General features: G+C 60.4%; 14 protein-coding genes. 7 read left to right on the top strand and 7 right to left on the bottom strand.

All coding sequences use genetic code 11. The features are described 5' to 3' along the window. Positions 1 to 58 precede the first annotated feature (58 nt). From R0J92_RS05020 to speE, 3 genes are all read left to right on the top strand, one after another. Positions 59 to 289, top strand: coding sequence for a DUF1127 domain-containing protein (locus R0J92_RS05020; RefSeq protein ID WP_317386096.1), 231 nt, complete (start codon positions 59 to 61; stop codon positions 287 to 289). A 217-nt stretch (positions 290 to 506) separates the two neighbouring features. Beyond that, positions 507 to 1,013: an adenosylmethionine decarboxylase gene (speD, locus tag R0J92_RS05015; RefSeq protein ID WP_317386095.1), complete on the top strand. Its 507-nt coding sequence runs from the start codon at positions 507 to 509 to the stop codon at positions 1,011 to 1,013. After that, positions 1,010 to 1,864, top strand: a complete 855-nt coding sequence (gene speE / locus R0J92_RS05010) for a polyamine aminopropyltransferase (RefSeq protein WP_411050924.1) — start codon at positions 1,010 to 1,012, stop codon at positions 1,862 to 1,864. Before speD ends, speE begins: the two co-directional genes overlap by 4 nt. Positions 1,865 to 1,915: 51 nt before the next feature. Here the strand turns inward: speE and R0J92_RS05005 are convergent, their stop codons facing one another. Beyond that, complete coding sequence (locus R0J92_RS05005; RefSeq protein WP_106164039.1) at positions 1,916 to 2,338, bottom strand: PaaI family thioesterase; 423 nt, start codon at positions 2,336 to 2,338, stop codon at positions 1,916 to 1,918. A gap of 402 nt (positions 2,339 to 2,740) precedes the next feature. On the opposite strand from R0J92_RS05005, the gene trmFO reads away from it, so the two are divergent. Beyond that, the gene (gene trmFO, locus R0J92_RS05000; protein WP_411050923.1) at positions 2,741 to 4,081 is read left to right on the top strand and encodes a methylenetetrahydrofolate--tRNA-(uracil(54)-C(5))-methyltransferase (FADH(2)-oxidizing) TrmFO; all 1,341 of its coding nucleotides are present in this window, start codon (positions 2,741 to 2,743) and stop codon (positions 4,079 to 4,081) included. Between the two features lie 185 nt (positions 4,082 to 4,266). After that, positions 4,267 to 5,124, top strand: a complete 858-nt coding sequence (gene gluQRS, locus R0J92_RS04995) for a tRNA glutamyl-Q(34) synthetase GluQRS (protein ID WP_411050922.1) — start codon at positions 4,267 to 4,269, stop codon at positions 5,122 to 5,124. A gap of 5 nt (positions 5,125 to 5,129) precedes the next feature. Here gluQRS and hisI read toward each other — a convergent pair whose 3' ends face one another. After that, entirely contained in the window at positions 5,130 to 5,519 is a 390-nt protein-coding gene (gene hisI, locus R0J92_RS04990) for a phosphoribosyl-AMP cyclohydrolase (RefSeq protein WP_411050921.1), read from the bottom strand. Positions 5,520 to 5,578: 59 nt separating this feature from the next. Between hisI and R0J92_RS04985 the strand changes: the two genes are divergently transcribed. Then, positions 5,579 to 6,031 (top strand): iron-sulfur cluster assembly scaffold protein, encoded by a 453-nt coding sequence (locus tag R0J92_RS04985; RefSeq protein ID WP_411050920.1) that lies wholly within the window; start codon positions 5,579 to 5,581, stop codon positions 6,029 to 6,031. A 277-nt stretch (positions 6,032 to 6,308) separates the two neighbouring features. Here R0J92_RS04985 and R0J92_RS04980 read toward each other — a convergent pair whose 3' ends face one another. The 5 genes from R0J92_RS04980 to R0J92_RS04960 all read right to left on the bottom strand — a co-directional run bounded on the left by R0J92_RS04980 (position 6,309) and on the right by R0J92_RS04960 (position 12,195). Next, complete coding sequence (locus R0J92_RS04980) at positions 6,309 to 6,431, bottom strand: hypothetical protein (RefSeq protein WP_279327911.1); 123 nt, start codon at positions 6,429 to 6,431, stop codon at positions 6,309 to 6,311. 146 nt (positions 6,432 to 6,577) lie between these two features. Continuing rightward, on the bottom strand, positions 6,578 to 8,668 hold the full coding sequence (gene recG / locus R0J92_RS04975; RefSeq protein ID WP_411050919.1) for an ATP-dependent DNA helicase RecG: 2,091 nt from the start codon (positions 8,666 to 8,668) through the stop codon (positions 6,578 to 6,580). 13 nt (positions 8,669 to 8,681) lie between these two features. Continuing rightward, the gene (gene ligA / locus R0J92_RS04970) at positions 8,682 to 10,895 is read right to left on the bottom strand and encodes an NAD-dependent DNA ligase LigA (RefSeq protein WP_411051154.1); all 2,214 of its coding nucleotides are present in this window, start codon (positions 10,893 to 10,895) and stop codon (positions 8,682 to 8,684) included. 176 nt (positions 10,896 to 11,071) lie between these two features. Beyond that, positions 11,072 to 11,791, bottom strand: a complete 720-nt coding sequence (gene ctrA, locus R0J92_RS04965; RefSeq protein WP_106164032.1) for a response regulator transcription factor CtrA — start codon at positions 11,789 to 11,791, stop codon at positions 11,072 to 11,074. 125 nt (positions 11,792 to 11,916) lie between these two features. Further along, a complete protein-coding gene (locus tag R0J92_RS04960; RefSeq protein WP_106164127.1) occupies positions 11,917 to 12,195 on the bottom strand; it encodes a DUF1153 domain-containing protein in 279 nt (92 codons plus the stop codon). A gap of 157 nt (positions 12,196 to 12,352) precedes the next feature. Between R0J92_RS04960 and mnmA the strand changes: the two genes are divergently transcribed. After that, positions 12,353 to 13,498, top strand: a complete 1,146-nt coding sequence (mnmA, locus tag R0J92_RS04955) for a tRNA 2-thiouridine(34) synthase MnmA (RefSeq protein ID WP_411050918.1) — start codon at positions 12,353 to 12,355, stop codon at positions 13,496 to 13,498. Positions 13,499 to 13,519 lie beyond the last annotated feature (21 nt).

Genomic DNA, 13,519 nt, shown 5'->3' with positions numbered 1-13,519 from the left:
TGTACGCCTTACATGCCAGTACATTCAAATTGCATCAATACAAAATGTGAGACTGACCGTGACAAATGTGACAGAACACCCGACACACCTTTCCTATCTGACCAATCGTGCGGCGCTGCCGATGATTGCAGAGGTGGCCATTGGTTTTGCGGTTCTGGCCACAAAATGGTCGGTCCGCAGGCGCAGCCGTCGTCAGTTGAGCCGACTTACTCAGCAGCAATTGCGTGACATCGGCCTGCAACGCGAGGACGCCATGCGCGAAGGAACTCTTCCGTTCTGGAGACCCTGATCCCCGGGGCACAGAACCAACTGGCAGGCCGGAGCTCCGTCTCCGGCCTTTTTTTGTGAGCGATACCGGTCAGCGTTCATAAATTTTTACCTTGATCGAATCTCTCCGCCCTCCTATCTGCGCCTGACTTTCGGTACCGATCCCAACCCTGAACTCTTATTCGGGGGGGCGCTAAGGACCGTCTGGATTGTCATCTACTGGAACGAAGGGGCGTGTCATGACCGACGCCAACCTCTTCCAACTGGGGATCGGTCTGGAGACAGGCGCCCATGAGGAAGATACCGCCAGCGGTGTACCCACCGCTATTGTGAACTCTTTGGTCGACGCCGACCGCGAGGATCACTTCATTCGCCGCGACGGCAAGGTTTTTGCCGGCACGCATCTGATCATCGAAGTGATGAAAGGCACCGGTCTGGACTGTCAGACCCGGATCGAGGACGCCTTTCGCAAGATGGTCGATGTCTGCGGCGCAACCCTGCTGCATATCCACACGCATAAGTTCTCGCCGCAGGGCGTATCCGGCGTGGCGGTGCTCGCCGAGAGCCATATCTCCGTGCACACATGGCCCGAAATTGGCTACGGCGCGTTCGACGTCTTTATGTGCGGCGATGCCGAGCCATGGAAAGCCGTCGACGTGCTGAAATCTGCCTTCGAGACCAACATGGTCGAGGTGCGCGAACTGCTGCGCGGAGAGGAAATCGTTGCCAAGGAGGTCGCCGCATGACGGATGAGTTCTGGAACACCGAACGGCTACACGATCATTTTGCCCAGTCCCTGCGGGTGAGCGAGATGTATTATGACAGCAAGACCGAGCATCAGCGGCTCAAGGTTTTTCAGAACGGCACCTTCGGGCGCATTCTGACACTGGACGACGTTGTTCAGACCACCGAGGGCGACAATTTCATCTATCATGAAATGCTGACCCATGTGCCGATCCTGGCGCATGGGGCCGCCAAACGCGTGCTGATCATCGGCGGCGGCGATGGCGGGATTGCGCGCGAGGTGTTGAAGCACGCATCGGTCGAGCATGTCACCATGGTGGAAATCGACGCAGGTGTTGTCGACTTTTCAAAGGAATACCTGCCGATGCTGAGCCAGGGCGCCTTTGACGATGCCCGGCTCAATCTGGTGATCAATGATGGCGCGGTCTTCATGAAGGAGACCGAGGACAAGTTCGACGTCATCATCGTCGATTCCACGGATCCGATCGGCCCCGGCGAAGTGTTGTTCACCGACACCTTTTATGGCCACGCCGCCCGCGCCCTGACCGAGGACGGCATCATCGTGACCCAGAACGGCGTGCCCTTCATGCAGGGCGACGAGCTGACCAATACCATGCGGGCCTTTCAGGCGCTGTTTGCCGATGCGACCTGCTATCTTGCCACCATCCCGACCTATGTGGGCGGGCCGATGGCGCTGGGTTGGGGCAGTCACTCAACCAAGGCCCGCGCGGTTGATCTGGCCACGCTGGAGAGCCGGTTTACTGCGGCTGGCCTCACGCCGGACTATTATACGCCAGAGGTGCACAAGGCCGCCTTTGCCCTGCCCGGCTATGTGAGAAAACTCATTCCTTAGAACGACCTGAGCCATGACATTAAAGCGTCCTCGGAGAGATCCGCGGGCGCTTTATCGTTTTGGCGGTATCGAATAGGTCATGGTGGAACGCGCCACAGGTTCGGCCTTGCCTTCGGAAAACAGCAGCACATCCCCCACCGCCAGAGTACGCCCCAGCTTCAAAAGCCGCGCCTGGCCTAGCAGATCGCGACCGCCCTCCGGCTTGCGCATGAAATCGAACGAGGCATTGGTCGTCACCGCCAGCGCCTCGCCGCCCAAATGCGCCAGCACCAGCGCATAAACCGCGACATCCGCCAGCGCGAACATCGACGGACCCGACACCGTGCCCCCGGGACGCAGATGCCGCTCCTGCACATTCAGCCGCATGGTGATCTCACCCGGGCGCAGTGCATCAACGCTGAACTCGCCGTTGATCTGCGGAAACACCTCCTCCAGATAAGTCATCAGTTGCGGTGTCTCAAAAACCAGCTGCATCCGCGCGTCTCCCCTCTGTCTTCTCGTCACTGTGCACGCAGCGGGCCTCCTCACAAGCGGATTTGCTTAGAACGCCACGGCACTCAGAGCGTCGGGCTGGCCGTCAGGGCGCCGCAAAGAACGCTTTTTCCTAAAATTTTCGGAAAATTCAGCCTTTGTTTACGAACTGCGATTTATTGTTTCCGTGTTGAGGCTTCTAATGAAGGCAAGAAAGTGGCAAGAGTTGGGCAAGCCAACGCGCTTGCCGCAATTTGGGCCGCTGCTTCGGACCGTCCCTCCTACCGGATCTCTCACCCGGGTATGACGTCCACGAAGCTGCGGCCCTAATTATTTCTGCCTCCGCGCCTCGAACACCAACAGCTGATATTGCGCCCGCAGGTAAGCTGCCCTATTTGCCGTCCCATGACACAAGAGCTTCACATCGTCGGCGGCGGAATGGCCGGATCCGAGGCTGCCTGGCAGGCGGCGCACATGGGCATAAACGTGGTGATCCACGAGATGCGTCCCAAGGTCGAAACCTTTGCCCATCAGACAGGCAATCTGGGCGAGATGGTCTGTTCCAACTCCTTCCGCTCGGACGATGACGAACAGAACGCCGTCGGGCTGTTGCATTGGGAAATGCGCGCGGCCAATGGTCTGATCATGGCCACGGCAGAGGAACACCGCCTGCCCGCTGGTGGCGCGCTGGCCGTGGACCGCGATCCCTTTGCCGAAACCGTGACCGCAAAGCTCAAAGCCCTACCCAATGTGCGCGTCTCTTACGACGAAATCACCGAGCTGCCCGCCGAAGGCCACTGGATCTTTGCCACCGGCCCGCTGACCTCACCCACCCTCGGAGAGGCCATCCAGCAAGAGACCGGTGCCGAGCGTCTGGCCTTTTTTGATGCCATTGCGCCGATCATCTACGCCGAGAGCATCGACATGTCGAAGGCCTGGATGCAATCGCGCTATGACAAGGGCGAGACCGAGGAAGAGCGCACCGCCTACCTCAACTGCCCGATGGACAAGGACCAATACGAGGCCTTCATCGACGCGCTGCTGGCCGCCGACAAGACCGAGTTCCACGAAGGCGAGACCGCCGGGTATTTTGACGGCTGCCTGCCGATCGAGGTGATGGCTGAACGCGGTCGCGAGACCCTGCGCCATGGCCCGATGAAGCCCGTGGGCCTGACCAATCCGCATCAGCCGGAGATCAAGGCACATGCGGTTGTACAGCTGCGTCGCGACAATGCACTGGGGACTCTGTTCAATATCGTCGGCTTCCAGACCAAGATGAAATACGGCGCGCAAGCGGATGTTTTCCGGATGATTCCCGGCTTGGAGAATGCCAGTTTTGCGCGTCTTGGTGGCATCCACCGTAATACATTCCTGAACTCCCCGACGTTGCTCGATCACGAGATGCGCCTGAAGTCCAAACCGAATATCCGCTTTGCCGGTCAGGTGACCGGGGTCGAGGGCTATGTGGAAAGCGCCGCCATGGGGCTGCTCGCCGGGCGTCTCGCTGCGGCGGAAATCCTCGGCCAGGACGTGCCGCAGGTGCCGCAGGACAGCGCCATGGGCGCGCTGATCCACCACATCACCGGTGGCGCCGAGGCCAAGACCTTTCAGCCGATGAATGTGAACTTCGGCCTGTTTCGCCCCGTGGACGGATTGAAAGGCGGGCGTCGCGGCCGCAAGGATCGCTACAAGGCCTATACCGACCGCGCCAAAGCCGCGTGGCAGGATTGGCTCAACTCCTTTTGATAGACGACCTCATGGTCCCGGCATTGCACCGGGTTCGCTGCGCGACCACGCGCTTGCGGACCCGAGCGGCATCGGCGCAATGAACGAATGGCTTGATTGACGCACGGCGCAGTTGCTATTCAAGGAATACGGCCCGCGCCGCCGGGGCTAAACTTGAACGCCTACGTCTATGTGATTGAGAAATCGTGACATTCACAACCCGCTTCGCCCCATCCCCAACCGGGCCACTCCATCTGGGACATGCTTATTCCGCCCTCTTGGCGGCTGACTTGGCGGCGCGGCACGACGGGCGTTTCCTGCTTCGGATCGAGGATATCGACCAGTCCCGCGCGCGCATTGCTTGGGAACAGCAGATCTATGAAGATCTGTCCTGGCTCGGTCTCAGCTGGTCGCACCCCGTTATGCGGCAGTCTGACAGATTGCCACGGTATCGCGCGGCGCTGGCGCAGCTCTCCGCGCTTGGTGTCACCTATCCTTGCCGCTGCAACCGCGCCGATATCGAGGCCGCCGCCGGTGCGCCACAGGAAGGCGTGCCGCAATTCGGTCCCGACGGGCGGATCTATCCGGGCAGCTGCCGTGATCGCAGCATGTCCGACGCCAGTCCGGACGACGTGATCCGCCTCAATATGAAGGCCGCGTTGAAGCACCTGCCAAAACTTGATTTTACAGAGATATCAGAAGAGCTTGGAGGGCAAATCTCACTTAACCCAGAGCATCTGGTCACTGCCGTCGGCGACATCATTCTGGTGCGCCGCAACATGGGCAGTTCCTATCACTTGTCAGTGGTGGTGGATGATGCCGACCAAGCAATCACAGATGTTGTGCGCGGCGCCGATCTTTTTGAAAGCACCCAGATCCATGTGGTTCTGCAGGCGCTGCTGAACCTGCCTGTGCCGCGCTATCACCATCATCGCCTGATCCGCGACGACGCGGGCAAACGCCTGGCAAAACGCGACGATGCCCGCGCTATTGCCAAGTATCGCGAGGATGGCGCCAGCCCGCAGGACATTCACGCCCGTCTTGGGCTGACACCAAAACCCTAGCCTTCTCAGGTCATTGGCGTCATGATCTCAACCTCATCCCCATCCCGTACGGCGGTGTAGAAACAGCTGCGGCGGTTGGTGTGGCACGCCGGTCCGGTCTGGCGGACAAGCGCCAACAATGCATCACGATCACAGTCCACCCGCAGCTCCACCAGTTCCTGCACATTTCCGGAGCTCTCGCCCTTGATCCAGAACGACTGGCGCGACCGCGACCAATAGGTGACACGGCCGGTCTCAAGCGTTTTTGCCACGCTCTCCGCATTCATCCAGGCCATCATCAGAATCTCGCCGCTCTCGACATCCTGTGCGATGCACGGCAGCAGGCCGGCCTCATTAAATGTCAGTGTTTCGGGCGAAAATTTCACCGGATCTTGCATGTCAAAAACCTTTTGCATCTCAGGGGCGCGACCCTATGTATGGGGAACACGGCCTTAGGGAAACCCAGGAACTGCACATGTCCGGCGAAACCGACCTGATCAAGCTTTATTCGACCAAGATCCTCGCCCTGGCGGCAGAGATCCCGCATCAGGGGCGGCTGGATGATCCCGATGCCACGGTCAAACGCCGCTCTCCGCTGTGTGGCTCAACCGTGACGGTGGATGTGGCGCTCGACGATGGCAAGATTGCGCGCTTTGCCCAGGACGTCAAAGCCTGCGCACTGGGACAGGCCGCCGCATCCGTGGTTGGTCAGGCCATCATCGGCCGCAGCCGGGATGAGGTCGAAACCGCCCGCGATCAACTGAAAGCCATGCTCACCGAGACCGGCCCTACTCCTGAGGCACCCTTTGAGGGGTTGGAGGTGCTGATCCCGGCGCGGGAGTTCAAGAACCGCCATGCCTCGATCATGCTGGCGCTCGAGGCCACGCTTGAGGCGATGCAAACGGCGCAGAAGGCCAACTGCGCCTGATTTCAGCCCGCGTTTTTTGCTCCCTCAGGAGCAGAAACTGCAATTGCGCCATCCTGATCATCTGTCCGAGACAAAAAAACCGCCGCACATCCGGGCAGATGGCGGCGGCAAGTCATAGCGCCTTCATGCGGGACCCGGGACACACCAAACACCGGAGTTCACACTCTGGTGCGGACCGAACAGGCAGTCGGTCCTTGCAAGACTTGAGGCTGGTGCGCCCGGCATGAAAGCACAGGCAAAAACAGTGAAATAGCTACAAAAACAAGAAAGGCGTGGTTCAGATCAGACCAGGCAGGTGAAGCCCGACAACCAACATCACAACCAGCGACGCGGCCCCCAGAGCATCCTGCAACAGGGTAGACTGGGAATTGCGCAATGCGGATTTGAACTGTGTGACCATCTGGAAACCTCCTCGACCTCTGTCTGCGTTCACGACGCCTTTGTTGCCCCTTTGTTCCCATTTCACGCGAGTCGTGTAAAGAACTTTTTGAGAACATTTGCGAACAAAGTAGAACACACAAGAGAACAAGCCGCTGATGGCAGGAATTAACCCACGGAAATCAGGCGGATAGCTTCATCCTGCCGCAATAGCCACAGCAGGGTCCGCGCCGCACGTCCCCGGTCGCTGGTCAGATCCGGGTCCGAGGTCATCAGGGCACGGGCATCGCTCTGGGCGACCGCCATCAGATCCGCTTGCCGCTCCAGATCCGCAATGCGGAACCTCGGCAGACCAGATTGAGCAGTGCCGATGACATCCCCCGCCCCGCGCATCTGCAGATCGGTTTCGGCAATGACAAATCCGTCCTCGCTCTGGCGCAGGACCTCCAACCGTTTGCGCCCGCCCTCGGTGAGCGGCGGCTGATACATCAAAAGACATGTGGACTCGGCTGTGCCACGGCCCACACGGCCGCGCAGCTGGTGCAATTGCGCCAAGCCAAAGATCTCGGCCCGCTCGATCACCATGATGGAGGCATTGGGCACGTTGACCCCGACCTCAATCACAGTGGTTGCGACCAGAACCCGCGTGTGCCCCTCCTGAAAGGCCGCCATGGCAGCATCCTTTTCTGCCGGTGGCATCTGCCCATGCACCAGCCCCACCACATCCTCGCCCAGCACCGCGCGCAGGTGTTTGAACCGCTCATCCGCTGCGGTCAGATCCATCACCTCGGATTCCTCGACCAAGGGGCAGACCCAGTAACACTGTCGCCCCTCGGCAATGGCGCGGCGCAGGTGATCGACCACCTCGGACATGCGTTCGGTGCTCAGGATCGCGGTCTTGATCGGTTTGCGCCCCGGCGGTTTCTCGTCCAGGATGGAAACTTCCATATCGCCGTATTGGGTCAACGCCAGCGAGCGCGGGATCGGCGTTGCGGTCATCACCAGCACATCGGCGCGCTTGCCCTTCTCCGCCAGCTCCATCCGTTGCCGCACGCCAAAGCGATGTTGTTCGTCGACGACCACCAGCCTCAGATCGGCAAAACCGACATCCTGCTGGAACACCGCATGGGTTCCCACCAGGATCTGAATGTCGCCCCGTTGCAAGGCCTCGACCTTGGCGCGGCGGTCCTTGCCCTTGTCCCGTCCCGTGAGGATTTCCAGCACTACGCCTGCGTCATTGGCAAGCGGTTGCAACCCCTCAAGATGTTGACGCGCAAGGATTTCCGTCGGCGCCATCATCACGCCTTGCCCGCCGGCCTCGACCGCAACCAGAAGCGCCATGAAGGCCACCAGTGTCTTGCCCGCGCCCACATCGCCCTGCAGCAACCGGTTCATGCGCCGGGCGGAGGCCATATCCGCCGTGATTTCCTCGATGGCGCGCCCCTGTGCGCCCGTGGGCCTGTAGGGCAGCGCCGAGAGCACCTTGCTTTGCAGTTTCCCGGTGGGGACAGAGCTCCGCCCCGGCTGCTCCCGCTCCACGGAGCGGGCGATCGCCAGCGTCAATTGATGCGCAAACAGCTCATCATAGGCCAGGCGCGCCCGGGCGGGGGCAACCGGTTCAAGGTCCTCCACGCCACCCGGCGTATGCGCCGCGGCGACCGCAGCATGCCAGTTCTCCCAGCCCTGTTTCGCCTTGTAGCCACCATCCATCCATTCCGGCAGCTTCGGCATGCGCGACATGGCGCTCTGAACCGCCTTGAACATGGTCTTCTGGGTGATGCCATGGGTCAGCGGATAGACCGGTTCGAAATCCGGAATCTCCCCCGCCTCCTCCACGGGCAGCATGTGGTCCGGGTGGACCATCTGCGCCATGCCGTCGAACAGTTCCAGCTTGCCAGAGACCACGCGGCGCGACCCTTCCGGCAGTTGCGCCGTCAGATACCGGCTTCGGCCATGGAAAAACACCAGCTGAAACTCGGTATCCTGATCCGTCACGTCGATCCGATAGGCGCCCCCCTTGTTGCGCGCGGGGCGGTGACGACCAACTGTCACCTCGACCGTGGCCGTTGTTGGCAGCTCCAGCCCCCGGATGCTGTCACGCCGCCGTCGATCCACCACGCTATAGGGCAAAGTGTACAGCAGATCCAGCGGTGCGGAGATCCGCAGTTGTGCAAAGTGCTCAGCTGTTTTGGGACCGACACCTTGCAATGTCTCCAATTCCGCAAAAAGGGGGAACAGCTGTTCCGGACGACCGCTCATGTTCTGCTCACGCCTACCCGATCAGTTCCAGCCATTCGTCCTCGTCCAGCGTCTGGATGCCGAGGTCCTTGGCTTTGGCCGCCTTGGAACCCGCACCCGGTCCCGCCACGAGGATATCGGTTTTTTTGGATACCGAACCGGAGACCTTCGCCCCCAGCGCTTCGGCCCGCGCCTTGGCCTCGGCCCGGGTCATCTTTTCCAGAGAACCGGTGAATACAACGGTCTTGCCCGCCACCGGGCTGTCTTCCGCCGGGGCATCGGGTTCGATGATATCGAGATGCGCCACCAGACGATCAAAGGCCGCGCGCTCCTCCGGGTTGGCAAAGGCATCAGACAGCGACAGCCCGACCGTGGGGCCAAGCCCGTCTACGCTGATCAGATCATCCCAGGCGGCTTGCGCCTCCGGTGTGACCGCGCAGGCCGCGATGGCCGCATTGCGGGCATCTGTGATCTTGGCCCGTCGCTCTGCCGCCTGAGCCTCCTGCCGCTCCACCAGCTCCGCCTCATCCGCAGCACGATGGGCCAGAGCCGCTGGGCGCGCCAAATCAGCGGCCTCCGCCAGCGCCTGCCAGGTGCGGAAATGCAGCGCGACATCCTTGGCGGCAACCTCACCGACGTGGCGGATACCAAGGCCAAAGATCAGCCGCGCAAATTCAATCCGGCTTTTGTCATTGATCGCTGCGAACAGGGCGGTGGCTGATTTATCGCCCCAGCCTTCCCGGTTCTTCAGTTGCTGCAGGCCATTGCCATAATTCTCTTGCAACTCAAAGATGTCTGCGGGTTCTTTCACCCACTCATCTGTATGAAATTGCTCCACCTGCTTGGCGCCCAGCCCCTCGATGTCGAAGGCTGCACGAGAGACGAAGTGCTTGAGTTTTTCCACGGCTTGTGCCGGGCAGATCACACCGCCACTGCATCTACGGACCGCATCACCTTCCTCGCGCACCGCAGGACTGCCGCAGCGCGGGCATGTGGTCGAGAACACATACGGCTCCGTTCCCTCTGGCCTGCGAGTCAAATCCACATCGGCCACTTTCGGAATCACATCACCGGCACGATAGATCTGCACCCAATCGCCGATACGGATGTCCTTGCCCTCGCGGATCTGCGCGCCCTTGGAGTCCAGACCAATGATGTAGTCTTCATTGTGTAGCGTCGCATTGGAGACCACGACCCCGCCCACAGTGACCGGCTGCAACCGCGCCACGGGGCTAAGGGCACCAGTACGCCCAACCTGAATGTCGATCCCCTCCAGCCGGGTCCAGGCGAGCTCTGCCGGGAACTTGTGCGCGATGGCCCAGCGGGGCGTGGTAGAACGAAATCCGAGCCGCTCCTGCAGGGTCAGATCATCGACCTTGTAGACAACACCATCGATGCCATAGCCAAGATCGGCGCGCTGTTCCTCGATGGCGTGATAGTGTAACAGAAGCTCTGCGATGCTGTCGCAGCGGCGGGTCAGCGGGTTGGTCTGGAAGCCAAGCGCCTCGAACCGTGCGATGGCCTCACTTTGCGTTGTCGCCAGAGGCTCGGACAGTTCACCCCAGCTATAGGCAAAGAACCGCAAGGGCCGCGCGCGGGTGATCTCTGCATCCAGCTGGCGCAATGACCCGGCAGCGGCGTTGCGCGGATTGGCAAAGATCTTGCCGCCGGTTTCCGTGTGCCGGGCGTTCAAAGCCTTGAAATCCGCGTGGCTCATATAGACCTCGCCGCGCACCTCCAGCACCTCTGGCGCGCCGGAGATCTGATGCGGAATATCGGCGATGGTGCGCGCATTCTCGGTCACGTTTTCGCCCACCGCACCGTCGCCGCGCGTGGCTGCCTGCACCAGCTGCCCCTGCTCATAGCGTAGGGAGAGGGACAGGCCATCAATCTTGGGCTCCGCCGTAAACGCCAGAGGGGCCTCCGCGCTCAGCCCGAGATAGCGGCGCAGACCAGCGGCAAAATCCTCAACATCCTGATCTTCAAAGGCATTCCCCAAAGACATCATCCGCACCGAATGGGTGACCTTGCCAAAACCCGAGGCCGCCGGCGCGCCAACCGCATCAACGCGCGTGCCCTCGGCCGCTAACTCCGGAAACGCGTCGGCCAATGCCAGATAGCGGCGTTTCAGTTGATCGTACTCGGCATCCGACAACGTCGGTGCGTCCTTTTGGTGATACGCGACATCCGCAGCCTCGATCTGCGTTTGCAGCGCCTCGAATTCCACACGCGCGTCGGCCGCATCCATCGACCGGGGATCCTGATCTGTCATACTGGCAACGCCCCTCGGATATTTGTCTTGCCTTGGTGATAGTCGCCGTTCCCCGAGAGGTCCAGTGCCCGAAGTCACACGAAAAAACTCCGCCGGGATGCTCAGCCCGGCGGAGTTTTAGAAACTGTTGTGCGTTAAGTGCCTCGTCGCGCTCAGGCGCCGATCGCGATCCTCGGACCACCGGTGGACAGATCCTCTTGCGGATCGCGCAGCACATAGCCGCGCCCCCAGACGGTTTCGATATAATTTTCGCCGTCTGTCGCCGTGCTGAGCTTCTTGCGCAGTTTGCAGATGAACACGTCAATGATCTTCAGTTCTGGCTCATCCATACCGCCATAGAGATGGTTCAGGAACATCTCCTTGGTGAGGGTCGTGCCCTTGCGCAGCGACAAAAGCTCCAGCATCTGGTATTCCTTACCAGTGAGATGGACAGATTTGCCTTCCACGTCCACGGTCTTGGCATCAAGGTTAACGGAGATCTTCCCGGTCTTGATAATGGACTGGGAATGCCCTTTCGAGCGGCGGATAATCGCGTGGATCCGCGCAACCAGTTCCTCGCGATGGAACGGTTTGGTCAGATAATCATCCGCACCAAAGCCAAAACCCTTGATCTTGTTTTCCGTGTCATCCGCGCCGGAGAGGATCAGGATCGGGGTCTCAATGCGCGACAAGCGCAGCTGACGCAGAACCTCGTGACCGTTCATGTCCGGCAGGCCCAGATCCAGCAGGATCAGGTCATAGTCGTATAGCTTTGCCAGATCGATGCCCTCTTCGCCGAGGTCAGTCGTGTAAACATTTAGGTTTGCATGAGTCAGCATCAGCTCGATGCTTTTCGCTGTCGTGGGATCATCCTCGACCAGAAGAATGCGCATATTGGGTCTCCGCCTGTACTCTGTTGTCCTCAGGTTGCGTTAACCTTGCTGGGAAAAGGTTAATGTCCCGTTACCATGATGGTTAATTTCCGCAAAACCTTAAAGTTAACACGGCGGTTTGCGACTCAGGGGTCACGATACTCCTTCAGTCGGGTGGTTTTCAGGGCCTCTTCCCCGTGGTCTGCAACCGCAGCAACCCAGCTTCGGAATTCATCCTCGCTTAGATTGTAAAGACGTAGTGCTTCGGTCTGGGGAATCAATCCGTACAAAACCCCGCGTACGACCGCAGCCTTGCGCGATGCCACCCAGCGTTTCGTGGTTTGAGGCGGCAAGTCCGCCCGTGTCATGACCGTGCCGTCCGGTAACGTGACCGCACGGGGGCCATCAACTTTCTTTAAAAACATCGCTATGCCCTTACTAGGATGCGTATTCTGCTTATATGTGCAAAATGGCGGGCAGCTCTTAACGATGAGTGAAATGCGCCCCTTGAGAATACGTAGCATTTTCATATATTCTTCGATGCTTTCCCGATCCGCACCCGAACCCCTTAAGGAGCACATCATGGCACTGGACAACGAGACCCCAGTGAACTCGCTAGGTTTTGCAAAATCGCCCGCGGACACCCGCGTCGTTGTCGCCATGTCAGGCGGTGTCGACAGCTCCGTGGTGGCGGCCTACCTGTCCGAACAGGGCTATGATGTGGTCGGTGTGACGCTGCAGCTCTACGATCACGGGGCAGCGCTGGCCAAGAAAGGCGCCTGCTGCGCGGGAATCGATATTCACGACGCCCGCCGCGTGGCGGAGGAACGTGGCTTTCCGCATTACGTGCTCGATTATGAGAACATTTTTAAGGATGCAGTGATCGACGAGTTCGCCGACAGCTATCTGGCCGGCGCCACGCCGGTGCCCTGCATCCGCTGCAACGAGCGCGTGAAGTTCAAGGATCTGCTGGAAACCGCCAAGGATCTGGAGGCCGACTGCATGGCCACCGGTCACTATATCCAGCGCAAGACGGGCGCTAACGGGCCGGAGCTGCACTCCGCCGCGGATGCCAACCGGGATCAGAGCTATTTCCTGTTCTCCACCACGCCGGAGCAGCTGGATTTCCTGCGCTTTCCGCTGGGACACCTGCCCTCCAAGGACGCCACCCGCGAGATGGCGGCGCAATACGGTCTGGCGGTGGCCGACAAGCCGGACAGCCAGGACATCTGCTTTGTGCCCAATGGCGACTATGCTTCGGTGATCGAGAAACTGCGCCCCGGCGCGGCGGAGCCGGGACAGATCGTGCATGCGGATGGTCGTGTATTGGGCGAGCACAATGGCGTCATCCACTACACCATCGGCCAACGTCGCGGTCTGGGCATCGGCGGGCTGAGCGAGCCGCTTTATGTGGTAAAGCTGGATGTGGACCAGAAGCAGGTCATCGTTGGCCCCAAGGAGATGCTGGCCACGCGCCGCGTGCCCGTACGTGAGATCAACTGGCTGGGCGATGAGCCCTTCACAAGTCGCGACGAATGGCATCTGAGCGTCAAGGTCAGGTCGACCCGCCCGCCGCGCGATGCGATCCTGCGTCCGATCTCGGAGACCGAGGCGGAGGTGGAACTCTTCGCCGCCGAGGAAGGCATTTCGCCCGGTCAGGCCTGCGTTTTCTATGATCCCAACGGCAGCCGCATCTTTGGCGGTGGCTGGATCTGGCGCGGCGCCTGAAGTCCCTGTTCATGCCCGCGA

Source organism: Tritonibacter sp. SIMBA_163, assembly GCF_046535935.1.
In the GTDB taxonomy this organism is placed as follows: domain Bacteria; phylum Pseudomonadota; class Alphaproteobacteria; order Rhodobacterales; family Rhodobacteraceae; genus Epibacterium; species Epibacterium scottomollicae.
The sequence above is the reverse complement of the archived record's forward strand: the minus strand, read 5'-3'. Positions and strand labels throughout refer to the sequence as shown.

Bases quoted from the DNA above. Each gene is read 5' to 3' on its own strand.
- speD (WP_317386095.1), top strand. From the start codon at position 507: ATGACCGACGCCAACCTCTTCCAACTGGGGATCGGTCTGGAGACAGGC.
- speE (WP_411050924.1), top strand. From the start codon at position 1,010: ATGACGGATGAGTTCTGGAACACCGAACGGCTACACGATCATTTTGCC.
- R0J92_RS05005 (WP_106164039.1), bottom strand. From the start codon at position 2,338: ATGCAGCTGGTTTTTGAGACACCGCAACTGATGACTTATCTGGAGGAG.
- trmFO (WP_411050923.1), top strand. From the start codon at position 2,741: ATGACACAAGAGCTTCACATCGTCGGCGGCGGAATGGCCGGATCCGAG.
- hisI (WP_411050921.1), bottom strand. From the start codon at position 5,519: ATGCAAAAGGTTTTTGACATGCAAGATCCGGTGAAATTTTCGCCCGAA.
- R0J92_RS04985 (WP_411050920.1), top strand. From the start codon at position 5,579: ATGTCCGGCGAAACCGACCTGATCAAGCTTTATTCGACCAAGATCCTC.
- R0J92_RS04980 (WP_279327911.1), bottom strand. From the start codon at position 6,431: ATGGTCACACAGTTCAAATCCGCATTGCGCAATTCCCAGTCTACCCTG.
- recG (WP_411050919.1), bottom strand. From the start codon at position 8,668: ATGAGCGGTCGTCCGGAACAGCTGTTCCCCCTTTTTGCGGAATTGGAG.
- ligA (WP_411051154.1), bottom strand. From the start codon at position 10,895: ATGGATGCGGCCGACGCGCGTGTGGAATTCGAGGCGCTGCAAACGCAG.
- ctrA (WP_106164032.1), bottom strand. From the start codon at position 11,791: ATGCGCATTCTTCTGGTCGAGGATGATCCCACGACAGCGAAAAGCATC.
- R0J92_RS04960 (WP_106164127.1), bottom strand. From the start codon at position 12,195: ATGTTTTTAAAGAAAGTTGATGGCCCCCGTGCGGTCACGTTACCGGAC.
- mnmA (WP_411050918.1), top strand. From the start codon at position 12,353: ATGGCACTGGACAACGAGACCCCAGTGAACTCGCTAGGTTTTGCAAAA.